At 67.7% G+C, this 25,289-nt stretch carries 23 protein-coding genes; 6 read left to right on the top strand and 17 right to left on the bottom strand.

Annotated elements, in window-relative coordinates; genetic code table 11:
• Positions 1–15 precede the first annotated feature (15 nt).
• Positions 16–867, bottom strand: a complete 852-nt coding sequence (locus ABD210_RS21000) for an intradiol ring-cleavage dioxygenase (protein WP_344113539.1) — start codon at positions 865–867, stop codon at positions 16–18.
• 209 nt (positions 868–1,076) lie between these two features.
• Here ABD210_RS21000 and ABD210_RS20995 point away from each other — a divergent pair, with 209 nt between their 5' ends.
• From ABD210_RS20995 to glpK (ABD210_RS20975), 5 genes are all read left to right on the top strand, one after another.
• Complete coding sequence (locus ABD210_RS20995; protein WP_344113538.1) at positions 1,077–1,964, top strand: RecB family exonuclease; 888 nt, start codon at positions 1,077–1,079, stop codon at positions 1,962–1,964.
• 91 nt (positions 1,965–2,055) lie between these two features.
• A complete protein-coding gene (locus ABD210_RS20990) occupies positions 2,056–3,741 on the top strand; it encodes a ribonuclease J (RefSeq protein WP_344113536.1) in 1,686 nt (561 codons plus the stop codon).
• A gap of 107 nt (positions 3,742–3,848) precedes the next feature.
• On the top strand, positions 3,849–4,079 hold the full coding sequence (locus ABD210_RS20985) for a hypothetical protein (RefSeq protein WP_344113535.1): 231 nt from the start codon (positions 3,849–3,851) through the stop codon (positions 4,077–4,079).
• Between the two features lie 28 nt (positions 4,080–4,107).
• Complete coding sequence (locus tag ABD210_RS20980; protein WP_344113534.1) at positions 4,108–4,866, top strand: IclR family transcriptional regulator; 759 nt, start codon at positions 4,108–4,110, stop codon at positions 4,864–4,866.
• A gap of 34 nt (positions 4,867–4,900) precedes the next feature.
• A complete protein-coding gene (gene glpK, locus ABD210_RS20975; RefSeq protein WP_344113533.1) occupies positions 4,901–6,409 on the top strand; it encodes a glycerol kinase GlpK in 1,509 nt (502 codons plus the stop codon).
• A gap of 3 nt (positions 6,410–6,412) precedes the next feature.
• Here the strand turns inward: glpK (ABD210_RS20975) and ABD210_RS20970 are convergent, their stop codons facing one another.
• The 15 genes from ABD210_RS20970 to ABD210_RS20900 form a co-directional block, all read right to left on the bottom strand.
• Positions 6,413–7,228 carry a GNAT family N-acetyltransferase gene (locus tag ABD210_RS20970; RefSeq protein WP_344113531.1) on the bottom strand — a complete coding sequence of 272 codons (816 nt, stop codon included), beginning with the start codon at positions 7,226–7,228 and terminating at the stop codon, positions 6,413–6,415.
• Between the two features lie 121 nt (positions 7,229–7,349).
• Positions 7,350–8,159, bottom strand: coding sequence for a GNAT family N-acetyltransferase (locus ABD210_RS20965; RefSeq protein WP_344113529.1), 810 nt, complete (start codon positions 8,157–8,159; stop codon positions 7,350–7,352).
• A gap of 94 nt (positions 8,160–8,253) precedes the next feature.
• Entirely contained in the window at positions 8,254–9,966 is a 1,713-nt protein-coding gene (locus ABD210_RS20960; RefSeq protein WP_344113527.1) for a glycerol-3-phosphate dehydrogenase/oxidase, read from the bottom strand.
• Positions 9,967–10,028: 62 nt separating this feature from the next.
• Positions 10,029–11,546, bottom strand: coding sequence for a glycerol kinase GlpK (glpK, locus tag ABD210_RS20955; RefSeq protein WP_344113526.1), 1,518 nt, complete (start codon positions 11,544–11,546; stop codon positions 10,029–10,031).
• 57 nt (positions 11,547–11,603) lie between these two features.
• Positions 11,604–12,461 (bottom strand): MIP/aquaporin family protein, encoded by an 858-nt coding sequence (locus ABD210_RS20950; RefSeq protein ID WP_344113525.1) that lies wholly within the window; start codon positions 12,459–12,461, stop codon positions 11,604–11,606.
• A 207-nt stretch (positions 12,462–12,668) separates the two neighbouring features.
• Positions 12,669–13,733: an ABC transporter ATP-binding protein gene (locus tag ABD210_RS20945; protein WP_425552714.1), complete on the bottom strand. Its 1,065-nt coding sequence runs from the start codon at positions 13,731–13,733 to the stop codon at positions 12,669–12,671.
• A gap of 17 nt (positions 13,734–13,750) precedes the next feature.
• Positions 13,751–14,806 carry an ABC transporter ATP-binding protein gene (locus ABD210_RS20940; protein WP_344113522.1) on the bottom strand — a complete coding sequence of 352 codons (1,056 nt, stop codon included), beginning with the start codon at positions 14,804–14,806 and terminating at the stop codon, positions 13,751–13,753.
• Positions 14,803–15,816, bottom strand: a complete 1,014-nt coding sequence (locus tag ABD210_RS20935) for an ABC transporter permease (RefSeq protein ID WP_344113521.1) — start codon at positions 15,814–15,816, stop codon at positions 14,803–14,805. The genes ABD210_RS20940 and ABD210_RS20935 overlap by 4 nt, the downstream gene beginning before the upstream one ends.
• A gap of 89 nt (positions 15,817–15,905) precedes the next feature.
• Positions 15,906–17,663, bottom strand: coding sequence for an ABC transporter substrate-binding protein (locus tag ABD210_RS20930; protein WP_344113520.1), 1,758 nt, complete (start codon positions 17,661–17,663; stop codon positions 15,906–15,908).
• 59 nt (positions 17,664–17,722) lie between these two features.
• Positions 17,723–18,712 (bottom strand): ABC transporter permease, encoded by a 990-nt coding sequence (locus ABD210_RS20925; protein WP_344113519.1) that lies wholly within the window; start codon positions 18,710–18,712, stop codon positions 17,723–17,725.
• 206 nt (positions 18,713–18,918) lie between these two features.
• Positions 18,919–20,487, bottom strand: coding sequence for an ABC transporter substrate-binding protein (locus ABD210_RS20920; protein WP_344113518.1), 1,569 nt, complete (start codon positions 20,485–20,487; stop codon positions 18,919–18,921).
• A 142-nt stretch (positions 20,488–20,629) separates the two neighbouring features.
• Complete coding sequence (locus tag ABD210_RS20915; protein WP_344113517.1) at positions 20,630–21,160, bottom strand: hypothetical protein; 531 nt, start codon at positions 21,158–21,160, stop codon at positions 20,630–20,632.
• Between the two features lie 125 nt (positions 21,161–21,285).
• Positions 21,286–21,936, bottom strand: a complete 651-nt coding sequence (locus ABD210_RS20910; RefSeq protein ID WP_344113516.1) for an HAD family hydrolase — start codon at positions 21,934–21,936, stop codon at positions 21,286–21,288.
• On the bottom strand, positions 21,933–22,142 hold the full coding sequence (locus tag ABD210_RS20905) for a vitamin B12 dependent-methionine synthase activation domain-containing protein (RefSeq protein WP_425552692.1): 210 nt from the start codon (positions 22,140–22,142) through the stop codon (positions 21,933–21,935). Before ABD210_RS20905 ends, ABD210_RS20910 begins: the two co-directional genes overlap by 4 nt.
• A gap of 52 nt (positions 22,143–22,194) precedes the next feature.
• Entirely contained in the window at positions 22,195–22,344 is a 150-nt protein-coding gene (locus ABD210_RS20900; protein WP_344113515.1) for a hypothetical protein, read from the bottom strand.
• A gap of 298 nt (positions 22,345–22,642) precedes the next feature.
• Here ABD210_RS20900 and ABD210_RS20895 point away from each other — a divergent pair, with 298 nt between their 5' ends.
• Positions 22,643–23,488, top strand: a complete 846-nt coding sequence (locus tag ABD210_RS20895) for a PAC2 family protein (RefSeq protein WP_344113514.1) — start codon at positions 22,643–22,645, stop codon at positions 23,486–23,488.
• 573 nt (positions 23,489–24,061) lie between these two features.
• Here ABD210_RS20895 and mshC read toward each other — a convergent pair.
• Positions 24,062–25,282 carry a cysteine--1-D-myo-inosityl 2-amino-2-deoxy-alpha-D-glucopyranoside ligase gene (mshC, locus tag ABD210_RS20890; protein ID WP_344113513.1) on the bottom strand — a complete coding sequence of 407 codons (1,221 nt, stop codon included), beginning with the start codon at positions 25,280–25,282 and terminating at the stop codon, positions 24,062–24,064.
• Positions 25,283–25,289 lie beyond the last annotated feature (7 nt).

Raw genomic sequence — 25,289 nt, 5'->3', positions numbered from 1 at the left:
AGTGGTAACACCGTGCTACACGCCCACCGTGAGCCGGGCGACGTATCCGTCCTGCACGCTGCCGGTGACAGCCGCGAGCTGCTTGACGCCGCCGTCGTCGCCGAACACGTTGTCGTTCTGCAGGGACGTGCGGGACATGTTCTGCGAGCTGCCGTCATACCCGCTGGTCGCGTAGACGGTGTTGCAGACCTCGGCCGGGAGAGCCAGCTGCGAGGTGGAGCTGATCTTGCCTGCCGCGGTTGCCTCCGACAGTGACGAGTACACCTCGAAGTGGATGTGCGGCCACCTGCCCTGGTACGCCGCGGGGAAGACCGTGGTGAAGGTGACCTTGCCGTTGGCATCAGCCGCCTGTACTCCGCGCAGGTAGTTCTCGCCGGTGATCTCGCCGTCGTACAGGGAATACCGCCCCTGCGCGTCGCAATGCCAGATGTAGACGGCCGCTCCCTGCAACGCCGTGTCCTTGGCAGCATCCAGTACTGCGAGCTCAACCGTGAGCGGGACGCCTGCGGCAACACCTGAGGCGGATCCGAAGCTCTTGGTGATGTCCTTCCGCACGATGCCGGACTCGGTCAGCACGTTCGGCCCGTTCGACCCGTCGCCCGGGAACGGCCCGGCGGTCTCCTGCGGGATCTCGTCGACGTTCACGGCCGACGCCGTCGTGCTCGGCGTACTGGAGGTGCTGCTCGAAGTGGTGGCCGACGGGGTCGTCGAAGGGGTGGTCGAAGGGGTGCTCGAGCCGGTGGTCTCGTCGGCGGAGCAACCGGCGGCCACGGCCAGTCCGGCGCCGGCCAGAAGACGGAGCACATTCCTCCGGCGAAGCGTCCCCAGGTCGTAGATCAGCCCCAGGTCGTGTTCGTGCGGTGTCATCTCGGTCTCCTCCGTTGGTTGCGCGTTCCACCAGATTGCCGACCGGGGCCGATAGTTTGCCGAAAGTCTCCTGACAGTTTGCTGTCAGCCTCGAGCCCGTCCAGAGTCTGCCCCACCCCACCGTCCGGGTCTGGGCATCCGCGCAGCTTGTCCACAGGCCCTGTACGGCGTGCGCGCGGACTGTCGGTGGTCTCGCCTAGCCTGACGGCATGAGCGTTGCAGCAGCAGTCGATGTGCACGGCCACCCGCGCGGGGCACTGTCCCCGTCCCGGGCGGCGGATTTCATGAGCTGCCCGCTCAAGTACCGCTTTCGCGTGATCGACCGGCTGCCCGAGAAGCCGTCCGCGGCGGCTGTCCGCGGCACTGTGGTGCACGGGGTGCTCGAGCGCCTCTTCGATCTCCCGGCCGGGCAGCGCACCTTGGAGCACGCAGCCGAGATGCTCGAGCCGCAATGGCAGCAGCTGCTCGAGGCCGAGCCCGAGGTCGCCGAGTTGTTCGCCGAGGACGCGAACGGTGAGGAGCTGGCGAAGTGGCTCGCCGAGGCCCACCAACTGCTCGGCAAGTACTTCACGCTCGAGGATCCGAACGCGCTCGAGCCCGCCGAGCGCGAGCTGTACGTCGAGACCGAGCTCGACTCGGGGCTCACCCTGCGCGGGTACGTCGATCGCCTCGACGTGGCTCCGACCGGGGAGATCCGGGTGGTCGACTACAAGACCGGCCGGTCGCCGTCGGAGTTCTTCGAGGCCAAGGCGCTGTTCCAGATGAAGTTCTACGCGCTCGTCCTCTGGCGGTTGCGCGGCGTGGTCCCCGCGATGCTGCAACTGGTCTACCTCGGCAACGGCGAGATCGTCCGCTATGTCCCCGACGAGGCGGACCTGCGGGCCTGCGAGCGGAAGGTCACCGCGCTCTGGAGCGCGATCACCCGGGCCTTGGAGTCGGGCGACTGGCGGCCGAGCCCGGGCCCGTTGTGCGACTGGTGCGACCACAAGGCGATCTGCCCGGCCTGGGGTGGCACTCCCCCGCCGCTGCCGGATCGATCCGTCGAAGAGGTCGCACAGGAGTCGGCCGGCGTGGACCTGGTCGGAGTCGACGGCTGACGCCCGCGGCAGGCCTCTCAGGCAGGGCTGAGGTCCTGCTCACACCGGTCGGTGCGGAGTACAAGTGCGCGATTCGGATACCGTCCGGGGTATGAGCCATCCGCATCCCGATCTAGGACAACCGCCTCGACTCCCGGACAACGCGCTTCGCATCGTCGCGCTCGGCGGGCTCGGTGAGATCGGCCGGAACATGACCGTCTTCGAGCACCGCGGCCGGCTGCTGGTGGTGGACTGCGGCGTGCTGTTCCCCGAGGAGCACCAGCCGGGCGTCGACGTGATCCTGCCCGACTTCAGCTGGATCCGGCAGCGGCTGGACAAGATCGACGGCATCGTCTTGACCCACGGTCACGAGGACCACATCGGCGGCGTCCCGTACCTGCTGAAGGAACGCGGCGACATCCCGCTGATCGGTTCGAAGCTGACCCTGGCGTTCATCACCGCCAAACTGAAGGAACACCGCCTCAAGCCCGAGACGATCGAGGTCAAGGAAGGCGACCGGCGCAAGCTCGGCCCGTTCGACTGCGAGTTCCTGGCCGTGAACCACTCGATCCCGGACGGCCTGGCGGTGGCGATCCGGACCAAGGCCGGCCTCGTCCTGCACACCGGTGACTTCAAGATGGACCAGTTCCCGCTGGACCGCCGGCTGACCGACCTCCGCGCGTTCGCCAAGCTCGGTGAGGAGGGCGTCGACCTGTTCATGACGGACTCGACGAACGCCGAGGTGCCGGGATTCACCACCGCCGAGAAGGATCTCGGACCGGCCATCGACACCGTCTTCCGGACCGCACCCGGCCGGATCATCGTGTCCAGCTTCGCCAGCCACGTGCACCGGATCCAGCAGGTCCTCGACGCCGCCAAAGCAGGCGGCCGCAAGGTCGCGTTCGTGGGCCGCTCGATGGTGCGCAACATGGGCATCGCCGCCGACCTCGGTTACCTGAAGATCCCGAAGGGCCTCCTCGTCGACCTGAAGGAACTCGAGAAGCTCCCCGACCGCAAGGTCACCCTGGTCTGCACCGGTTCCCAGGGCGAGCCGATGGCCGCGCTGTCCCGGATGGCCAACCGCGACCACATGATCCGTATCGGTGAGGGCGACACTGTCCTGATGGCCAGCTCACTGATCCCGGGCAACGAGAACGCGATCTATGCGGTGATCAACGGCCTGATCCGCTGGGGCGCGAACGTCGTGCACAAGGGCAACGCCAAGGTGCACGTCTCCGGTCACGCCAGCGCGGGCGAGCTCGTCTACTGCTACAACCTGGTCAAGCCCCGCAACGTGATGCCGATCCACGGCGAGTACAGGCACCTGAAGGCGAACGCGGCGCTCGCCACCAGCACCGGCGTACCGGCCGACCGGGTGATCATCGCCGAGGACGGCGTGGTGGTCGATCTGGACAGGGGCCGCGCGAGGATCGCCGGCGCGGTCGAGGCCGGCTACGTGTACGTCGACGCGATGACCGTCGGCGGGGTCACCGAGGCGAATCTGAAGGATCGTCGCGCGCTCGCCGAGGAGGGTGTCGTCACGGTCGTGCTGATCGTGGACGCGAACACCGGCAGGCTGGCCGAGCCGCCGGACTTCCTGGCTCGCGGCTTCGTCCACGACGACACCACCTTCAAGGAGGTCGTCCCGGTGATCGAGGACACCCTCGCCAGGGCCGCCAAGGAAGGTATCGGCGACGCCAACCAGCTCGAGGAGCTGGTCGGCCGCGCAGTCGGCAACTGGACCTACCGCCACTGGCGCCGCCGCCCGGTCGTCATCCCCGTCGTCATCGACGCCTAGGCACCTCAGGCAACGCCTCCAGGACCCCGCCGTACGCCTGAGGCCGGCCTTTGAGGCTGGCTGAAGGCGGCGGGCCAGACTGCTGGTGGAGGTCGTCGACGAGAGGCGTGACCGATGCGGGCGAGAACAAGTACGGCTTCGGCGGCTCCGCGGTTCTGCGGCTTGAGCTCGCAAACGTCACCTACGCTGGCGGCCCGCACCTGTTCGCGATCGGGGTGGAGGGACGGGACCCGGCTGACCTCGCAACCTTCCTGCCTGCCGCGGAGAAACTCATCGCGAGTGCCCGGGCTCCGGTGGGTCGAGATGACCTTGACGGCGACGGCGTGAGGCGCAGCTAATCAGGAAATTCACAGGTAGCCTGCGGGTGTGCCGGGCAGTGTGCAGTCAATCGAGCGTGCTGCCGCAGTGCTGCGATTGCTGGCTGCGGCACCGAACGGTCTCGGCGTCGCGGACCTTGGCAATGCCCTCGGCCTGGCCAAGCCGACCGTGCACGGGATCCTTCGCACGCTGCACCAGGTGGGGTTCGTCGAGCAGGACCACAGCGGGGCGCACTACCACCTGAGTGACGCCTTCGGCCGCCTCGGTGACACCTACCTCGACCCGAACGAACTCCGCAGCCGGGCGATCAACTGGGCCGACTCCCTCGCCTCCCGCAGCGGCGAGGTGGTCCGCGTGGGCCGGCTCGTCGACGGCAAGGTCGTCGTCGTGCACCACGTCTTCCGCCCGGACGACAGCGACCAGGATCTGGACGTCGGTACTACGCTGCCGCCGCATGCCTGCGCGCTGGGTAAGGCAGTGCTCGCGTACGACGCGAGCGGAGCCGCCCGGCCGAAGAAGCTCGAGGCGTACACGACCAGGACCATCGCCGACTCGGCCCGGCTGGCTGACGAGCTGGCCGCGGTCCGGGCGAAGGGCTGGGCCGGTGAGCTCGAGGAGCACACTGTCGAATTGGCCGGGATCGCGGCACCGATTCGTGGGCTCGGCGGGCTCGTCGTCGGAGCGGTCGGGCTGAGCGGCCGGATCGAGCGGATCTGCGACAGCCGGCTGCGGCACCGGGCCGATCTGGTCACCATGGTCCGCGCCACCGCCGAGGCGATCGGCCGCGATCTGCGGGAGGACAGCTGATGGCTCGGTACGGCCAGGCGCGAGGGGGTTGCTGATGTCGGAGCAGTACGTGGCCGCGGTGGACCAGGGCACCAACTCGACCCGGTGCATCCTGTTCGACCGGCGCGGCCGGCTGGTGTCGGTGGCGCAGCGCGAGCACAAGCAGCACTTCCCGCGGCCGGGCTGGGTCGAGCACGACGCGGCCGAGATCTGGCGCAACGTGACCCGGGTGGTGCCGTCCGCGATCCGCCAGATCGGCGCCGAGCCATCCCAGATCGTTGCCATCGGCATCACCAATCAGCGCGAGACCAGCCTGCTCTGGGACCGCCGCACCGGCCAGCCGATCGGCCATGCCGTGGTCTGGCAGGACACCCGGACCGACCGGCTGATCACCGAGCTCGCAGGCGACGAGGGCCCGGACCGGTTCGCGGATCTGTGCGGTCTGCCGTTGACGACGTACTTCTCCGCGCCGCGGCTGCGCTGGATGCTCGACCACACCCCCGGCCTGCGCGCTCGGGCGGAGCGCGGCGAGGTGCTCTTCGGGACGATGGAGTCCTGGCTGATCTGGAACTTCACCGGCGGTCCCGACGGCGGGTTGCACGCGACCGACGTGACTAATGCCAGTCGCACGATGCTGATGAACATCGAGACGCTGGAGTGGGACGACAAACTGCTGGCCGCGTTCGACGTACCGCGGTGCGTGCTGCCGGAGATCCGGCCGTCGTCCGGGGTGTTCGCGACCGCCACGGAGGTGCTCCCCGGAGTACGGATCGGGGCGGCGCTCGGGGACCAGCAGGCCGCGCTGTTCGGGCAGACCTGCTTCAGTCCTGGCGAGGCGAAATGCACGTATGGGACCGGGTCGTTCCTGCTGCTGCACACCGGCAAGGAGATCGTCCGGTCGACGCACGGGATGCTCACCACCGTGGCGTACCAGATCGGCTCGGAACCGGCGGCGTACGCGCTGGAGGGGTCGATGGCAGTCACCGGCTCGCTGGTGCAGTGGTTCCGCGACGGGCTCGGGCTGATCCACACGGCCGCCGAGATCGAGACGCTCGCACGGACCGTCGAGGACAACGGCGGCGCGTATATCGTGCCCGCGTTCTCAGGCTTGTTCGCGCCGCACTGGCGGAGTGAGGCGCGGGGGGTCATCGCCGGGCTGACGTCGTACATCACCAAGGGCCATCTGGCGCGGGCGGTGCTGGAGGCGACCGGGTTCCAGACGCTCGAGGTGGTCGACGCGATGAACGCCGACTCGGGGATCGCGTTGAAGGCCTTGAAGGTCGATGGCGGAATGACGGCGAACAACCTGCTGATGCAGTTCCTTGCGGACCTGCTTGACGTGCCGGTGGTTCGCCCGATGGTCGCCGAGACGGTTTCACTCGGCGCGGCGTACGCAGCGGGCCTGGCTGTCGGCTATTGGCCCGACCTCGAAGGTCTGCGGAGCAACTGGCACCGGGCCGGACAGTGGGTGCCGCATATGGATCCTGGCCGCCGCGCGACGGAGTACGCGAACTGGCAGGCCGCGGTACAGCGGACTTTCGGTTGGATCCGGCCTGATCAATGATCCTCAGGGACGCCAGGTCCAGCTCTGGCGTTCGTAGCGGATCTCGAAGCCGGTGCGGAGCATGTTGTTGAGGGACGGGTTCTGCTCGCCCTTGGCAGGTTTGCCGGTCTCGGCGCTCAACCACTTCACCCCTTCGGCAGCGGCCTGCCGTGCCCGCGCGGCCAGCAGGGCCGACTGGGCACCCTTGCCGCGATGGCTCGGCAACGTCGCCGCGCCCACGAACTCGGCCACCTGTCCCGTGATCAGTAGCGCCGCCGCCGCGACCATCTGATCGCCGTCCCACGCCCCGTACGCCGTCCAGCCCGGCCGCTCGAGGAGTCCCGCGGCCATCCGGTCCAACCCCAGCTCGGCCATGCCGAATCCCTGCAGCAACACCGACCACCACTCCTCGGCATCAGCGCTGCCGGCGATACCGACTCGCATATCGGTCCGCGGCGACTCGACCAAGCCGGCAAGGCGGGCCAGCTTCACCCACGTGCCACCAGGTGTCAGACCCTCCGCCTTGCAGATCGCGTCCCAGTCCACCGGGAGCACCGCGGGCGCAAGCTGCAACGTGGCCAGCTTGGTCCCCTGATCGCGGTAGAACGCGGTGATCTCGGCGATCAGCTCGGCCGTCACCGGTTCCGCGAACCCGAACCCGAGTGCCTTGCTCCAGTAGTTCGTCACGTCGTTGCGGACCGACAGCACAACGCCGCCGCCGATCCGTTGGGACGCCATGCCCAGGGATTCCTGCACCTCCGGCGGCGCCACCTGCTCGTATCCCCAGACCGCCTCGGCCTCGGAGAGTTCGAGCAGTTCGGCGATCCGGTCCAGCGGCATGGTTCCTCCGGCGAGAATGACGGCGTACTGCTCCGACCTTAGGTCGCCGAACCTGACATCCAAATGAACAGCACATCCCGAAAGCGTGCCGTAAGCAACACAGCTGCCGCGGCGTCGGCTGTCACTGGCGCCAGACCCAGACCGGGCGGTCGTAGAGGACCTTGAAGCCGGCCCGGAGCAGGTTGTTCAGCGACGGGTTCTGCTCACCGTCGCCGGGTCTGCCCGTGTCAGCGGCAATCCACCTGCAGCCGGCCGCGAAAGCGTCCTCCACCCGTCGGGCGAGCAACGCCGACTGCGCCCCACGGCCGCGGTACTCCGGCAACGTGGCGGCGCTGACGAACTGTCCGACCTTGCCGTCGACGTACAGGGCGGCCGTCGCGACCAGCTTGTCGCCGTCCCAAGCGGCGTACCCGGTGACCTCAGGCAGATCGTTGATCGTGGCAAGCATCTCGGCGATCCGGCCGTCGTCGTCCGCGAAGCCGAAGGCCTCGATCTGCACCGCCGCCCAGGCGGCCCGGTCGGCAGGCTTGATCGGCCCGATCCGCAGGGTGGTGGGCGGCTGCTCGGCCGGACCCGCGTCACGTGCCAGCTTCACCACGGTCGGGCCCTCGGTGAGTCCGTGACTGCGGCAGATCCCCGCCCAGTCGTCGGGGAGCACCTCGGGTGCCAGTTGGACGTTCACCACCTCGGTGCCCTCGCTGCGGAAGAAGGCCAGCACTTCGCTGATCAGTTCGCCCGTCACCGGCTTGTCGAACCCGAACCCCTGCGCCCTCGACCAGAACTCCGACGGATCGTTGCGCACCGACAGCGCGACCCCCCGACCGAACCGCCGGCCGGAGATCCCCATCCGCTCCCGTACCGGCTCCGCGACCTTGGTGAGCTCGAACATCAGATTCGCCTCGGTCGCCTCGACCACCTCTGCCAGGTCCATGCCTCGCACTGTAAGCCTCCCGAACCAGCGTCCGAAGAACCGGTGGGCAGGACCCGCACTTCTTCGGACGCAAGCAAGTAGGGAAGCGGGGCGGTCAGGCGGGAGAGACGATGTCGGGCGCCTCGAGGCGGACCTTGTCGGCCGACTCGTCGTCGGGTTGGTCCTGGGAGTCGCGTTCGGACTGGACCCGGCGCTGGTAGTAGGAAACCTCTCGGTCGATGGTCTGCTCGTCCCAGCCGAGGATCGGTGCCATCAGGCGGGCAGCCGCCTCGGCCGCGCCGACACCGCGGTCCCAGGCCTCGATCGAGATGCGGGTCCGGCGAGCCAGTACGTCGTCCAGGTGCCGCGCGCCCTCGCTCTGCGCGCCGTACACGATCTCGGCCTTGAGGTAGTCCTGCGTCCCCGGCAACTGCTCCCCCAGCGACGGGTCTTTGGCGACCAGTTCGAGCACCTCGTCGATCAGAGCGCCGTACCGGTTGAGCAGGTGCTCGATCCGCGCCACGTGCAGCCCCGAGCGCTGGGCGATCAGGTGCCGCTGGTTCCACATCGCTTGGTACCCGTCGGCGCCGACCAGCGGGGTGTTCTTGGTGACGGACTTGGGCACCCGTCCGTCGAGGGCTGCCGCGGCCGCGTCGATCGCGTCCTTGGCCATCACCCGGTACGTCGTGTACTTGCCGCCGGCAACAACCACCAGCCCTGGTGCGGCGTGCGCCACCACGTGCTCGCGGGACAACTTCGAGGTGCTCTCAGACTCTCCCGCCAGTAGAGGTCGGAGCCCCGCGTAGACACCCTCCACGTCCTCGCGGGTCAGCGGCGTGGTGAGCACCGCGTTGACGTGGTCGAGCAGGTACTCGATGTCGTTGCTGGTCGCGGCCGGATGGGCCTTGTCCAGGTTCCAGTCGGTGTCGGTGGTGCCGATCAGCCAGTGCCGTCCCCATGGAATGATGAACAGCACGGACTTCTCGGTGCGCAGGATCATCCCGGTGCTGGACTGGATCCGGTCCTTCGGCACGACCAGGTGAATGCCCTTGCTCGCGCGCACGTGGTACTGCCCGCGCTCGCCGACCATCGCCTGGGTGTCGTCGGTCCACACACCCGTCGCGTTGACGACCTGCTTGGCCCGTACTTCGAACTCGCGCCCGCTCTCCAGGTCTTTCGCCTGCACGCCGGTGACCCGCTCGCCCTGCCGGAGGAACCCGGTCACCTTCACCCGGTTGGCGACATGCGCGCCGTACGACGCCGCAGTACGGGCTAGTTCCATCGTGTGCCGGGCATCGTCCACCTGGGCGTCGTAGTACTGCAGGGCGCCGACCAGGGCGGACTTCTTCAGGCTCGGGACCAGCCGCATCGCGCCGCCCCGGGTCAGGTGCTTGTGGAGCGGCAGGCCTGCGCCGAGCCCCGAACTGAGCGCCATCGCGTCGTACAGCGCGACGCCCGAGCCGGCGTAGAACCGCTCCCACCAGCGGTGCTGCAGCGGGTACAGGAACGGCACCGGCTTGACCAGGTGCGGTGCCAGGCGTTGCAGGAGCAGCCCGCGCTCCTGCAATGCCTCGTGCACCAGACGGAAGTCGAGCATCTCCAGGTAGCGCAGGCCGCCGTGGATGAGCTTGCTGGACCGGCTGGAGGTCCCGCTCGCGAAGTCGCGAGCCTCCAGCAGCCCAGTGGTCAGACCCCGGGTCGCGGCGTCGAGGGCCGAGCCGGTGCCGACCACCCCGCCACCGATCACCAGAATGTCGAGTTCCTCGGCGTTCGCCATCGCGTCGATGGCCTCGGTCCTCGCTTGCGGTGACAGTGCCACTGCGCCCACTGTGCTGTTCCTTCCGTCTTGTTACGTTGTGTTGCTTTGTGTAGCCCCAGTACTGCGTGCAGTCAGTCGACGTCAACCCAGTCAAGTGTGCGCTGGACGGCCTTCTCCCAGCCCGTGTACCCCGCTGCGCGCTGTTCGTCGTTCCACTGCGACTCCCACCGCTTGTCCTCGTTCCAGTTCTGCACCAGTTCGTCGGTCGTGCTCCAGAAGCCGACCGCCAGACCGGCCGCGTACGCCGCTCCCAGCGCGGTGGTCTCCGCGACGACCGGCTTGCTCACCGGCACGCCGAGGATGTCCGCCTGCATCTGCATGCACAGCTCGTTCGCGGTGACACCGCCGTCGACCTTCAGTACGTCGAGCTTGACGCCGGAGTCCTGCTCCATCGCGTCCGCCACGTCCTTGCTCTGGTAACAGATCGCTTCCAGTGTCGCGCGCGCCAGATGGGCGTTCGTGTTGAACCTGGACAGACCGACGATCGCCCCACGGGCGTCGGAGCGCCAGTACGGCGCGAACAGGCCGGAGAACGCCGGCACGAAGTACACCCCGCCGTTGTCGGAGACCTGCCGGGCCAGCGTCTCGACCTCGGCCGCGCCGGAGATGATGCCCAGCTGATCCCGCAGCCACTGGACGGCCGAACCCGTCACGGCGATCGACCCTTCCAGCGCGTAGACGGGCGCGTCGTCGCCGAACTTGTAGCACATCGTGCTGAGCAGGCCGGCCTTCGACCGGACCAGCTCGGTGCCGGTGTTCAGCAGCATGAAGTTGCCGGTGCCGTAGGTGTTCTTGGCCTCGCCCGGGTTGAAGCAGACCTGACCCACGGTCGCGGCCTGCTGGTCGCCGAGGTCGCCCGTGAGCGGGACCACCCCACCGAGGGGTCCCCTCGCCAGCGTCTCGCCGTACTTGTTCGGGTCCGACGACGGCCGGATCTCCGGCAGCATCTGACGCGGGATGTTGAAGAACGAGATCAGCTCGTCGTCCCAGTCGAGCGTCTCAAGATTCATCAGCATCGTGCGGCTGGCGTTGGTGACGTCGGTGACGTGGACGCCGCCCTCGGCGCCGCCGGTGAGGTGCCACAGCAGCCAGGTGTCGGTGTTGCCGAAGACGGCGTCACCGGCCTCGGCGGCCTCGCGGACCCCGTCGACGTTCTCCAGGATCCACTGGACCTTGCCGGCCGAGAAGTACGTCGCGGGCGGCAGGCCCGCCTTCTGCCGGATCACGTCGCCCTTGCCCTCGCGCTCGAGCGCCGAAGCGATCCGGTCGGTCCGGGTGTCCTGCCAGACGATCGCGTTGTAGTACGGACGGCCGGTCTTGCGGTTCCAGACCACGGCCGTCTCGCGCTGGTTGGTGATGCCGAGCGCGCACAGGTCGCTCGCCTGCAGCCCTTGTGCGTTCAACGTGGTCTTGATGACCGAGCTGGTGCGCTCCCAGATCTCCACCGGGTTGTGTTCGACCCAGCCGGCCTGCGGGAGGATCTGCGAGTGCTCCAGCTGGTGCTTGCCCACCTCGTTGCCGGAGTGGTCGAAGATCATGAAGCGGGTGCTCGTGGTGCCCTGATCGACGGCACCGACGAAGTCAGCCATGAGTAGAGTTCCTTTCTGCAACCGCGGAACGGTCCGAGTCGTGGTGGTCGTGCACTGTCAGGGATTGGTGGGCCGTGCAGGCGGCTCCTCCGGCAGCCGGCCTGGCCGCTCACCCTCCTCCTCCTCGGCGATCGGCAGGAAGCGCCCGACCAGCAGGTCGTACAGGAAGCCGCCGATCGCTCCGCCGATGATCGGACCGACGATCGGTACCCAGAAGTAGTAGTCGCCGAACTGGTCCTTGAACGCGCCGCCGCCGTAGCCGGTGAGAGCGGAGGCCAACCGGGGCCCGAAGTCGCGAGCCGGGTTGATCGCGTAGCCGGCCAGCGCCCCCCAGGCCATCCCGATGGCGACGACCAGCAGCCCGATGATGAGCGGCGTCAGGTTCACTCCGGGCGAGGTGTTGCGCAGGTCGATGACCGCGAAGATCACGAAGAGCAGGATCGCGGTGCCGATGATCTGGTCGAGCAGACCGCCCCAGACGCCGACGCCGAGGTTCGGGTTGCCATTGCCCGGCAGCGTGGAGAACACGCCCTGCGACTTGATCGTCAGGCCCGGGTCGAACCTGACCAGCGCGTCGTTGTAGTTCCACCGGACGATCAGCGCCGCGACGAAGGCGCCGAGGAACTGCGCCAGCGCGTACGGCGCCACCTTGCGCCAGGAGAACCCGCGGAACAGCGCCAACGTGATGGTCACGGCCGGGTTCAGGTGCGCCCCGGTCATCCGGCCGGCGGTGTACACGCCGAGCATCACGCCGAGTCCCCAGGCCCAGGCGATCGAGTCGTGATTGCCGGTCGCGGCCGGGACCACCGACGCGACCACGCCGACGCCGAACAGGATCAGGATCATCGTGCCGGCGAACTCCGCCGACATCTCCCCCAGGAGAGTCTTCGCCTTGACCGTCTCAGACATTGCCATGCTCGATCTCCCTTCCACCCCGTGACGACCACGGAGAACTGGAATCTAAGAGCGTTAGCGAGGCGACACAACGCCGTACGTTCGACATTGTCGAACGTACGGCGCCGCGACACTCAGACGACGTCCGGCCCTGCCGACCCGCCCCTATTCAGAACGTCCGAAGACCCGTGGGGCCAGCCCCACGGGTCTTCGGACGCAACGGCTGTTTCAGCGGGCGGGAGTGTCGGTCGGGCGGAGTTTCGTGCTCGGCTGGTTCTCGGGGAAATGGCAGGCGGCCTGGTGGCCGGGGGCCAGTTGGAGCAGCGGCGGTTCGACCGTCTTGCAGATGTCCTGCGCCTTCCAGCAGCGGGTGTGGAAGCGGCACGCGGGCGGTGGGTTGATCGGGCTGGGTACGTCGCCCTCCAGGCGGATCCGCTCCTGCTTACCCTTCCGCTTGGTGTCCGGGATCGGTACTGCGGACAGCAGCGCAAGCGTGTACGGGTGCATCGGCTTCTCGTACAGGCTGACCCGGTCGGCCAGCTCGACGATCTTGCCCAGGTACATCACCGCGACCCGGTCCGACACGTGCCGCACCACCGAGAGGTCGTGCGCGATCATCACGTAGGTCAGATCGAACTCGTCCTGCAGGTCCTCCAGCAGGTTCACCACCTGGGCCTGGATCGACACGTCCAGCGCCGACACCGGCTCGTCCGCCACGATCAGCTTCGGCCGCAGCGCCAGTGTCCGGGCGATCCCGATCCGCTGGCGCTGACCGCCGGAGAACTCGTGCGGGTAGCGGTTGTAGTGCTCCGGGCTCAGGCCGACCAGTTCGAGCAGCTCCTGGACCGCCTTCTTGGTGCCGCCCTCGGTCTTGACGTGCTGCAGCTTGAACGGCGCACCAACGATCTTGCCGACCGTGTGCCGCGGATTCAGCGAACCGTACGGGTCCTGGAAGATCATCTGGACGTCGCGCCGTAGCGGCCGCATCCGGCCGTTGGACAGATGGCTGATGTCCCGGCCCTCGAAGACGATCGTGCCCTCGGTGGGCTCCAGCAGCCGGGTGAGCAGCCGCCCGGTGGTGGTCTTGCCGCAGCCGGACTCCCCCACCAGCGACAAGGTCTCGCCCTTGGTGACGGTGAAGTCGAGGCCGTCGACGGCGCGGACCGCGCCGGTCTGGCGCTGCAGCAGTCCCTTGCGGATCGGGAAATGCTTCGTCAGGCCCGTGACCGACAGGATCTCCTCGCCCACGGGCGGGGCCACTGTGCCCGGTTCGGTGTCAGTAGTGGTCACAATCGCTCCGTCGTTCCCCGTCACAGCTTCGGCTTGATGTCGGTTTCCCAGGCTTGCCGGCGTTGCTCGGGCGACAAGTGGCAGGCGACCTGGTGACCGCCGCCGATGTCGAGCAGTTGCGGCACCTCGGTCTCGCTGGTCCCGCCGTTCAGGTGCGCGTAGTTGCAGCGCGGGTTGAACGCGCAACCCGGCGGCACGTTGATCAGGCTCGGCGGAGTGCCCTTGATCGGGAGCAGTCGCTCGCTCCGCTCCCTGTCGATCCGCGGCATCGAGCCGAGCAGACCCCACGTGTAGGGGTGCTGCGGCCGGTCGAAGATGTCCTCGGCGGTGCCGTACTCGATCGCGCGGCCGGCGTACATCACCTGGATGTCGTCGGCCAGCTCGGCGACCACCCCGAGGTCGTGGGTGATGATGATGACGGCGGAGTTGAACTCCCGCTGCAGGTCCCGGATCAGGTCCAGGATCTGCGCCTGCACGGTGACGTCGAGCGCCGTGGTCGGCTCGTCGGCGATCAGCAGGTCGGGGTCGCACGAAAGCGCCATCGCGATCATCGCGCGCTGCCGCATGCCACCGGAGAACTGGTGCGGGTAGGCGTCGACGCGCTTGTGCGGCTCCGGGATGCCGACCCGGTCGAGCATGTCGATCGCGTGCTTGCGGGCGACCGCCTTGGTCACCTTGTTGTGCACCCGGTAGGCCTCGATGATCTGCGCGCCGACCGTGTAGTACGGGTGCATCGCCGACAGAGGGTCCTGGAAGATCATCGCCATGCGCTTGCCGCGGAGCTGGCGGACCTCTTCGCGGGACGAGCTGATCAGGTCCTGGCCGTCCAGCAGCACCTCGCCGCTGATCCGCGCCGTACCGGCCTTGTGCAGGCCCATGATTGACAGGCTGGTGACGCTCTTGCCGGAGCCGGACTCGCCCACGATGCCGAGCGTCTTGCCCCGGTCGAGGTTGAAGGACAGGCCGTCGACCGCCTTCACCACGCCGTCGTCGGTCGGGAAGTGCACCCTCAGGTCGCGGACCTGGAGGAAGGCGTTGCGGTCCAGGATGCTGCTGCGTTCGGTGGTTTCGGTCACTGGAGCCGCACTCTCGGGTCGACAACGGCGTAGAGCATGTCCACGACCAGGTTGGAGATCACGATGAAGGTCGCCGCGAGCAGGGTGACGCCCATGATCTTGGGCATGTCCTGGTCGGAGATGCCAGTGATCGCGTACTTGCCGAGGCCGTTCAGGCTGAACACCTTCTCGGTCAGCACGGCGCCACCGAGCAGAAGGCCGAGGTCGAGACCGAAGATCGTCAGGATCGGGGTGAGGGCGGCCCGCAGACCGTGCCGCACCACGACGACCTGTTCGGTCAGGCCCTTGGCCCGGGCAGTTCGGATGTAGTCCTCGTTCATCGTCTCGAGCATGCCTGCTCGGGTGAGCCGCGCGTACTGCGCGGAGAAAAGGAAGGCCAGCGTGATCCAGGGCAACAGCAACCCCTGCGCCCACTTGACCGGATTCTCGGTGATTGGTGTGTAGGAACCGCCGCCGGGGAAGATGGCGAACTTGTAGGCGAACAGCGCCAACGCCATCAGACCGGTCCAGAAGATCGGCATGGACACACCGGCCAGGGCCACCGTCATCGCCGCCCGGTCGAAGAGGCTGCCTCTTCGAAGCGCGGAAAGGACGCCGATCGACACACCGCCGAGCAGCCAGAGGACGGAGGCGCCGACCGCCAGTGACAGTGTCACCGGTGCCCGGTCGAGCAGGTCGGGCCAGACCGGCTGCCGGGTGATGAACGAGTAGCCCAGGCAGGGCGCCGGGCAGTGCTCGGTCTCGGCACCCATGTCGTAGCTGGCGCCGACGAAGATGCCCTTCGCCCAGTTCGCGTACTGGACCGTGATCGGGTCGTAGAAGCCGAGGTTCTCCGCGGTCAGGTGAACGGTCTCAGCCGTCGCCGTCCGGCCGACGTACCTGGTCGCGAGGGTTTCCGGCGTCGCGCCGGCCAGCCTCGGAACGAGGTAGAAGATCGAGAACGTGATGGCGCTCACGATGAACAACAGACCGACGGCGGCGATCAGCCGCCGGATGATGTATGTGACCACAAACCTCGGCGTCGCCGGCCGGTCCGGGAGCGAGTCCCGGACCGGCCGGCAAGTGCCTTCACCTACCTAATCTGAAGAAGACGGATGACTTACGGCTTGCCCAGAGCCAGGTAGTCGTACATGCCGAGCTGCGGGTTGACGAACACGTTCGTCAGGTTCTTGCCCCGCAGCAGCAGGCTCTTGGCGTAGACACCCGGGTAGATGACCGCCTGCTCCATCACCATCTGGTCGACCTGGCTCCAGATCGCCTCACGCTTGGCGACGTCGGTCTCCGCCTGCGCCTGGTCGAGCAGCTTGTCGACCGCCGGGATCCGGACGCTGGTGTTCGACGAACCGCCGGTGTCGCGGATGACGCGCGAGTCGGTGATCTGCGACAGGAAGCCGAAGCCGTCGTTCCAGTCCGCACCCCAGCCGTTCACGACCAGGCCGAGACCGTTCTTCTTCACATACGGCGGGTTGCCGGCGTAGGTGGAGAAGTAGTCCTTCTTCGGGAAGCCCTTCGGCGTGACCTTGATGCCGATCTTGGCCAGCTGCTGCTGGAACGCCTCGGCGGTCGCCTTCTCCTTGGGCCGCTCGTTGCGGTAGGAGATGTTGGTCGAGAAGCCGTTCGGCTGACCGCACTTGGTCAGCGACTCCTTGGCCTTGGTCAGGTCGCCCTTGCCGTCCGGCGTCGAGTACAGGTCGAACTGCTTGTACCCGGGCACGATCGGGGGCATCAGGGTCGTGGCCAGCGCGCCACCGGCGAACTCGCCACCGAAGGCCGTCTGGTACGACGTCTTGTCCATCGCGTACTCGATCGCCTTGCGGCATTCGATGTTGTCGAACGGCGGCACCGTCGGGTTGATCGACGTGTACCACAGGCGGCTCAGCGTCGGGTTGTCGGCGCGGGCCTTCAGTGCCGGGTCGCTCAGCACCCGGCTCTGGCTGGCGGCGGTGACACCGGTACCGGCCAGCGCGACGTCCACGTCACCGGAGATCAGCCGGTTGTCGATGTCCTCGGCGTCGACGTTCATCTGCATGTCGATACCGTCCGGCAGCGCCTTACGGTTCGGGTCCGTCGCCGGGTCCCAGTTCGGGTTCCGCTTCAGCGTGTAGCTCTTGCCGTCCGAGTACGAGGCGAACATGTACGGACCGGAGGAGATGTAGTGCTGCTTCTGCTTCGCGCCCTGGTCGCCCTTCTGCGGGACCGGAGCGGTCTGCGGCGTCATCGCCAGGTAGTCGAAGCCCGCGAACGGCGCCTTCAGGTGGAAGACGATGGTGTTGTCGTCCGGCGTCGAGATGGCCGAGTCGGTGTTCATCGTCGGGGTCTTGTACGGACCCTTGTAGCCGGCCGGCCAGTTGAGCATCGTGTCGTAGTACGTCGGGCCGTCCGGGAAGATCCCCTTGTCGGTGGACCGCGAGATGCCGTACTTCACGTCCTTGGACGTGATCACGGTGCCGTCCTCGAACTTGACGCCCTTGCGGATCTTGTAGGTCCAGGTCTTGGCGCTGTCACTCGGCGTACCGAGGCCCTCGGCCAGGTCGCCGACCAGCTTCTTGCTGGCGTCGCCCGGCGCGACGGTGAACATCGTCAGCGCGCGGCTGTAGAGCCGCACCATGTCCCACTGGCTGCCGTAGTACGTGTCGCCGGTGTCGACCGAGTCCGGGGCGCTCTCGTCAGCGAACTTGACGATGCCGCCCTTCTTGTCCGAAGGGCTGACAACCCCCGTCAGGCCCGCGTTGAACTCCGCCTTGGCGGAGCCACCGGAGGAACCGCTGTTGTTGTTGCTGTTGCCCCCACAGGCAGACAGCAAGACTGCGAGTACCGCGGTGGCGGCGATCGCACTCTTCATTCGTCTGGTGTTCATCGGTTTCCGATCCACCCCTTCTTCTCAGGAGCTAGGTCGAGCTGGAACTGCAGGTGAAACTAACGGGCCCGCGGGTCGAGGGCGTCGCGCAGGCCGTCCCCGAACAGGTTGAAGGCCAGCACGGTGACGAAGATCGCGAGGCCGGGCCACAACATGAAGTGCGGCATGGTGTAGAAGGTCACGGCGTCGGAGAGCATGCCGCCCCACGACGCCGTCGGCGGCCGGATACCGACGCCGAGGAACGACAGGGCCGCCTCGAACAGGATGTTCGTCGGGATCAGGAGCGTTGAGTAGACCAGGATCGGGCCGAGCAGGTTCGGCAGCAGTTCGGTGAACAGGATGTACGGCCGCCGGGCGCCCAGGCTGCGGGCGGCGTCGACGTACTCTCGTTCGCGCAGCGACAACGTCTGCCCGCGGATGATCCGGCCGATGTAGGGCCAGTTGAAGAAGCCGACGATGAAGATCAGCAGGCACACCCGCAGGGTGTTGCCTTTCAGCCCGAACGCGTCGTCCGGCATCACGCCGGCCAGCGCGATCGCGAAGACCAGCAGCGGGAACGCCAGGAAGATGTCCATCAAGCGGCTGATCGCCGCGTCCACCCAGCCGCCGAAGAAGCCTGCGATCACGCCCATCGTGGTGCCGATCGCGACCGACAGCAGCGTCGCGAAGAAGGCGATCAGCAGCGAGATGCGCGAGCCGTAGACCACCCGGCTGAAGATGTCGCGGCCGTTGACCGGCTCCAGCCCCATCAGGTGCTGCCAGCTGATGCCGCCGAACTTGCCGTACGGCGCCAGCGTGCCGGTCTTGGTGTCGATCAGGTCCTGGTGGAACGCGTTCGGCGGGTCGCCGAGCACCTTCACGATCAGCGGCGCGAAGATCGCCATCAGGATCAGCAGCCCGACCACCACCGCACCGGCCATCGCGACCTTGTCGCGCTTCAGCCTGGTCCAGGAGATCCGCCACAGCGAGCGGCCCTCGATCCGGGGGGCGCCCTGCAAGATGGCTTCCGGGCTCGATGCTCCCGGTTCGACCTCGAGTGGTGTGGTCACGCGATCAGCTACCCCTGTTCCGATCTGTTCGTCCGCGCGGCCGCTCGGTGCGGCTGCCGCCTAAACCTGCCGCCATTACCTTCCGGAGTCAAACGCGGGAATGGGTGCGTTGCCCGATCGTGATCCGTAGGAAATCGTCCCGTATCGTGGACATCCCGCAGTAAAGCATGTCGTCGTACCGCCCGTCGCGGAAGCCTCGCGGAGCGTCACTTCTGCAGTGGCGAGAAGTACAGGAACGACAGCGGATTCAGCGTCGCGGCGACGTTCTGCACGCCCTTGCCGGCCACCACGGTCGAGCGGCCCTGCCAGGTCGGCACCACGGGCGCGTCGTTGGCGAGCACGCCTTGGAGGTTGCCCAGTAACGCTTCGCGATCGAGCTGGTTCTGTTCAGCGATTTCCTGGTCCATCAGCTTGTTCGCGGTCTGGGACTTGTAGCCGTCCTGGTAGGTCGCCCCGTCCCGCACGAACGGCGCCAGGTAGTCGTCCCCGTCGGGATAATCCGGCAGCCAACCGGCGTGATAAAGATCAAACGCTCCGGCTCCGGCCAACTGCTGGTAGCGCGGCCACTCCACACTGCGCAGATTCACCCGGAACAGCCCCGAGGCCTCCAACTGCCGCTTCAGTTCCAGCGCCTCGGCCTTGGCGCCCGGGCCGTAGTGGGTCGGGGTCCAGCCGACGGTCAGGGTCACCGGGCCGGTGATGCCACCTTGGCGCAGGATCGCGGTCGCGGCGGCCTTGTTCGGCTCCTTGTACTCCGTCCGGAAGGCGTCGACATGGCCGCCGAAACCGGGCGGGATCACCGAGTAGAGCGGGGTGACGTGATCGCCGTACGCCTTCTTCGCGATGGCCGGGCGATCGATCAGCTGCGCAACCGCCCGTCGTACCGCGGGTTTACGGGCTGTCGCCGACTTGAACTGGAAGGCGAAGAACCGGATCTCCGCGGAGTCCGCCTCGACCACCTGGACCTGATCCCCTGCCCGGAGCTTGTCCAGATCACTCGGAGCGAAGCCGTGGACGGCGACGTCGGCCTTCCCGGTGGTCACCGCCTGGGTCAACGCGGTGGAGTCCCGCAGCAGGCTCAGCTCGATCCCGTCGTTCTGCGCCGCACGCACTCCGCGGTACCCCTTGAACTTCGCAAGCACCGCCCGCTGACCCGGCTTGTACGACGTCAACTGGTACGGGCCGCTGCCCATCGCCTTGTCGTTCAGCAGCTTCGCGCTCGGGTAGAACTCCTCGTCCAGGATCGAGGCAGCCGTCGTGGTGAGCAGGTACGGCAGCCGCGCGTCCGGCTTCTTCAGGTTGAACACCGCGGTCAGCTCGTCGGGTGTCGACACCGAGGCCAGCGTGCTGAACAGCGACGCGGGACCGCCCGGGGTCTTCAGCCGCAGCATCCGGTCGAAGCTGAACTTCACGTCCGATGAGGTCAGGGCGTGCCCGTTGGGGAAGGTCAGCCCGCTCTTGAGGCTGCACGTGTACGTCGTGGGCGCGTCGTACTGGCAGTCCGCGGCATCGGGCACCGGCGTCGACTTGTCCGGCGTCATCGTCAGCAGGGTCTGGTAGAGGTTCGCCTGCAGCGTGCGTGAGCCGACCTCGTACGGGCCGGCCGGGTCCATGGAGGTGACGGTGTCGGTGGTCGCGACCCTGAGGATCAGCTGCTTCGGTGTCGAACCGGCGGGTTGCGGAGTGTGGTCGTTCTTCCCACAGCTCGCCAGCGACCCCGCCAGCACTCCGACCAGAGCCACGAACGCGGCCCAGCGCCTCGACGCAATCACCATTCCACCCTCTCGGCTTCGTGACCCCGCCCGTGATCACGCGTGTCCCGGAGGACTCCGGAACGTTACCTTCCGACCCTCCCTCGCACCAAAGACGGTACTGCCCGCCCGGCGCACCTCCGCCAGGCGGGCAGTACCGACGCGATCAGACCGCCCGCGACTTCGACTCCCAGTAGTCCCAGCCCTCCGAGATGGACGGGAAGTTGATCACGCCGCTGCCGATCGTGGTGTACGTGCAGTTGCCGTTCTGGCGCTTCTTCACCCACGACACCCGCTTCCCGTCGGAGACGTACTTCACATGGCCGTAGTACGCCGGCCGGATGGTGTGACTGAAGCCGTTGATCACCGTCGACGAGTTCGTCTTGGTCAGGTTCGCGCTGATCGACACCTTCGCCTTGGCGAGCACCGCGCCGACCTCGGACTCCGCCCCGGCCACCACGCCGTACGACACCGCCTTGTTCGTCTGCTTGCTGACGCTCAGCGTGCCGCCCTTGCCGTTGGTGAAGATCGGGATGCTGGGCCACCGCATCGCGACGCTGGTGGCCTTGAGTTCGTAGTACACGTAGAACTCGCAGCCAGCGCTGGCCGTCTGGCCCCCGCCCGTCACCACGACCGCGGAAGCGGCCACCGCCGCGAGCATCGTCCCGATTCTTGTTGCCGCTGGCAAATACCTCATCGCACGTTCCTTCCGCCCCGAGTACACCCCGTTGGTGTAGACATACGGAACGTAGCAACGTCTATTTGCGTAGGGCAACGAAATTGCAGCAACGTGCAACCCGCTGCAGGAACGTGCAACCTGCTTCAGGCGAGCAGCTCGCGCAGGGCCGCCGGAGTGAAGGGTTCGAGGGACTTGGCAACCAGCCGCCGGGGTGCGTCGGGGATCGTGACCCACTGCGGTACCGCGATGACGAACGCGCCCGCGGCGGTCCCTGACGCGGTACCACCCGGCGAGTCCTCGATCACGATGCAGTCGGCCGGATCCACGCCCAGCTCACGGGCCGCCGTCAGGTAGGGCTCCGGGTGCGGCTTGCCGTGGGTGACCTCGTCACCGGCCACGATCACGTCGTACAGGTCGGGTGGCAGGTGTGCCAGCACCGCATCGATCATGACCCGATGCGACGCGGACACCAGCGCGCAGGGGATGCCCTCGGCGTTCAGTGCCCGGAGGAGCTCCACCGCGCCCGGCCGGAACACGACCTCCTCCTTCAGCGAGCGGACCACCTCGCCGTACATCCGCTCGGCCAGTTCCTCGGGCTCGATCGCGCCCTCGGGGATCCGGGCCATCCAAGCCTTCACCGCGTCGCCCAGGTCGCTGCCGACCAGGTTGATGCAGTCCTCGACCGTCCAGCTCGCGCCGAGCGAGGTGAGCAGGTCCAGCTGCACCCGCGCCCAGACCGGCTCGGAATCCACCAACGTCCCGTCCATGTCCCAGAGCACCGCTTGAAGAGTCATGAGGCGTTGAAGTACTTCGCTTCGTGGTGGTGAACCACCAGGGCATCGGTGGACTGTTCCGGAGGCAACTGCAGCTCCTCAGATAGGTGAACGACGATCCGTTCCGGCTTCAACAACTCCACCAGTTTCGCCCGGTCCTCCAAGTCCGGGCACGCCGGGCACCCGAACGAGTAGCGCGAGCCCTTGCACGCCTGGTCCCGCAACATCCAGTCGAGGTCGCCGTCCCCGGCGCCGAACCCGAGTTCGTCGCGGACCCGTTTAGCACCTCGCGTGTACGTACTCGCAGTCCACGCCGACCGCGAAGTACGCCTGGCGGACCACATCGGGCCTGGTCACGTTGCGGATCTCGTACCCCTCGAAGTCGTCGAGAGACAGCTCGTAGGCCCCGCAACATCGTGCCCATCGCATCGTCGGCCACGACAACGTGCTCTGCGAGCACCTGGCGAAGGTCAGGACGATCGGATCCGGGCACAGGGCCGCCAGACGAGTCGGGAACGACCAGTCGACCACTTTCCGGCCAGGTGCCAAGGGCGCTGACCCTGCATCTGATCAACGGTCTCAAACTCCAGTACGACGCTCCGACACGTTCCGCTGGGCGTGAAACCGCCTCCGCGGAGTCCGGGATGCACGTAGGCTGGCAGTCCGGAAACCGGTGGCTCGGCCAGCGCCGGGAACCACTACAGACGACTAGGACAGGGGGTGGCGAGTGGTAGACCTCGCGAACCTGAGAGACCCGGTCGTGATCGCCGCGTTCGAGGGCTGGAACGACGCCGCCGAGGCGTCCACCGGCGCGGTGGACCATCTGATCGACGAGTGGGACGCCGAGCTGGTCACCGCGATCGACCCGGAGGACTACTACGACTTCCAGGTGAACCGGCCCACGGTCGGCTTCGACGACGAGGGCGTCCGCCGGCTGACCTGGCCGACCACCCGGGTCTTCCTGGCGCGACCGGACGACACCGACCGCGACGTCCTGCTGATCCGGGGCATCGAGCCGAACATGCGCTGGCGCGGTTTCTGCCGCGAACTGCTGGAACTGGTCGACGAGTCGAACGCGCAACTGGTCGTCGTCCTCGGCGCCCTGCTCGCCGACGCGCCCCACACCCGCCCGATCCCGGTCTCCGCGTCGTCCTCCGATCCGGAGCTGACCGCTTCGTGGAGCCTGGAGCCGTCGACGTACGAAGGCCCGACCGGCATCACCGGCGTCTTCGCCGACCTCTGCGGCGCCCTCGGCGTACCGGCCGTCTCCATCTGGTCCGCGATCCCCCACTACATCGCCGGCACCCCCTGCCCCAAGGCGTCCCTTGCTCTCCTCGGCAAGGTCGAGGCCCTGCTGGACCTCCCCATCCCCGAGGGCGACCTTCCCGAACTCGCCCGGGCCTGGCAGCGAGGCGCCGACGAACTCAGCGAGGAAGACCCCGAGGTAGCCGAGTACGTCGCGACCCTCGAGGAACAACGCGAAACCACCGACCTCCCCGAGGCGAGTGGCGACGCGATCGCCGCGGAGTTCGAGCGGTACCTCCGCCGCCGCAACACCGACCGCCCCGAGTAACCCGACCGCTCCGAGTAACCCAGTACGCCGACCAGCCGGCGAGGTGGTTCCGCACGCGGTAGGTCCCGGTGGTGTCTCACTCGGTAGGTGCCGGGGGTCGCGCGGTTGTGGGTGCGGGTGGTTGGCGTCCCCGGGCCACGTGATGGTGCCTGTCGGCGCAGGGCTGGTGACAGGGCTGGTGACAGGGCTCGTGACAGGGCTCGTGACAGGGCTCGTGACAGGGCTCGTGACAGGGCGGGGTGTACCGACCGACAGGAGGTATTCGCCACGCCGGGCAGGCGGTCCGCCTGGATGGGCGGTGGGGGCACCGGATTTGGCGACTACCTCCTGTCGGTCGGTACACCCAGGCCGAACTGAGGCCCCCAGTAGCCCACCTACCGAGGTTGCCCAAGCCGGGCTGGGTGCGGCCGGCTCGCTGGCGGGTATTTCGGTGGGTAGCGGCCTGCACGGCGACAGTCGGCGAGAAGCCCGACAGCCGACCCGCTGCACGTGCCACCTGCCCGGAGCGGACCCCTCGACGGCGGACTCGGGCTGGGGCGAAGCCCCGTTAGAGCTTGATGCCGAGGAGGGCGTCTAGAGCTTGATGCCGAGGAGGGCGTCGACTGCGTCGGCGACCAGCGCGGGGGCGGAAGGGTCGTCGCCGTTGGTTTCTGCCCATTGGTCGATCGCCGCCAACGCGGCGATGGTGTCGAGGTCGTTCGTGAGGGCTGCCCGCAACGCGTCAACGGCGGCGGCGCCGTCGGGGCCCGAGCCGCGGGTGATGGCGCCGCGCCAGACGTCGAGGCGCTCTTGCGCATCCAGCAGATCGGAAGACGTCCAGAACCAGTCGGTGCGGTAGTGATGGGCGAGCAGCGCCATCCGGATCGCCATCGGGTCGGAGCCGGCCTCGCGCTCCCGGGAGACGAGGACCAGGTTGCCCTTGGACTTCGACATCTTCTCGCCGTCGAGGCCGACCATCGCCTGGTGCACGTAGGCGCGCGCGAACGGGTGTTCGCCGGTGGCCACCTGGGCTCCGCTGGCCGACATCTCGTGGTGCGGGAAGATCAGGTCGCTGCCGCCACCCTGGACGTCGAAGGACATGCCGAGGTGTTCCAGGGCGATCGCCGAGCACTCGACGTGCCAGCCCGGCCGGCCACGTCCGAACGGAGAGTCCCAGGCCGGTTCGCCCGGGCGTTCGTGCCGCCACAGCAGGCTGTCCAGCGGGTCGCGCTTCCCCTCGCGCTCGGGGTCACCACCACGTTCGGCAAAGAGCGCGCGCATGGTCTCCCGGTCGTACCCGGACACGCCGCCGAAGGTCGGGTCGGCCTTGACCGCGAAGTAGAGGTCTCCGTCGACGTCGTACACCGCTCCCGCGCGCTGCAGGTCCGCGATCGCGTCGGCGACGAGTGAGATCGACTCGACCACGCCGACGTAGTTCTGCGGCGGGATCACCCGCAGCGCGGTCATGTCGTCGCGGAACAGCTGGATCTCGCGCGCGGCCAGGTCGGTCCACTCGATGCCGGTCGCGGTGGCCCGCTCGAGCAGCGGGTCGTCCACGTCGGTGATGTTCTGGGTGTAGTGCACGTCGTAGCCGGCATCGCGCCAGAGCCGGTTGATCAGGTCGAATGTGACGTACGTCGCAGCGTGGCCCATGTGGGTCGCGTCGTACGGCGTGATGCCGCAGACGTACATCCGTGCGAGGCCGTCGGCGGCGGGCGGTACCTCGACCGGACCACCTGAGGCGGTGTCGTAGAGGCGAAGACGCCGGGCCGGCCCGGGTACGACCGGGATTTCTGGTTTCGTCCACGCCTGCATGGGATGG

Origin of the sequence: Kribbella alba, from assembly GCF_039529635.1 — a bacterium.
GTDB classification, from domain to species: Bacteria; Actinomycetota; Actinomycetes; order Propionibacteriales; family Kribbellaceae; genus Kribbella; species Kribbella alba.
The sequence above is the reverse complement of the archived record's forward strand: the minus strand, read 5'-3'. Positions and strand labels throughout refer to the sequence as shown.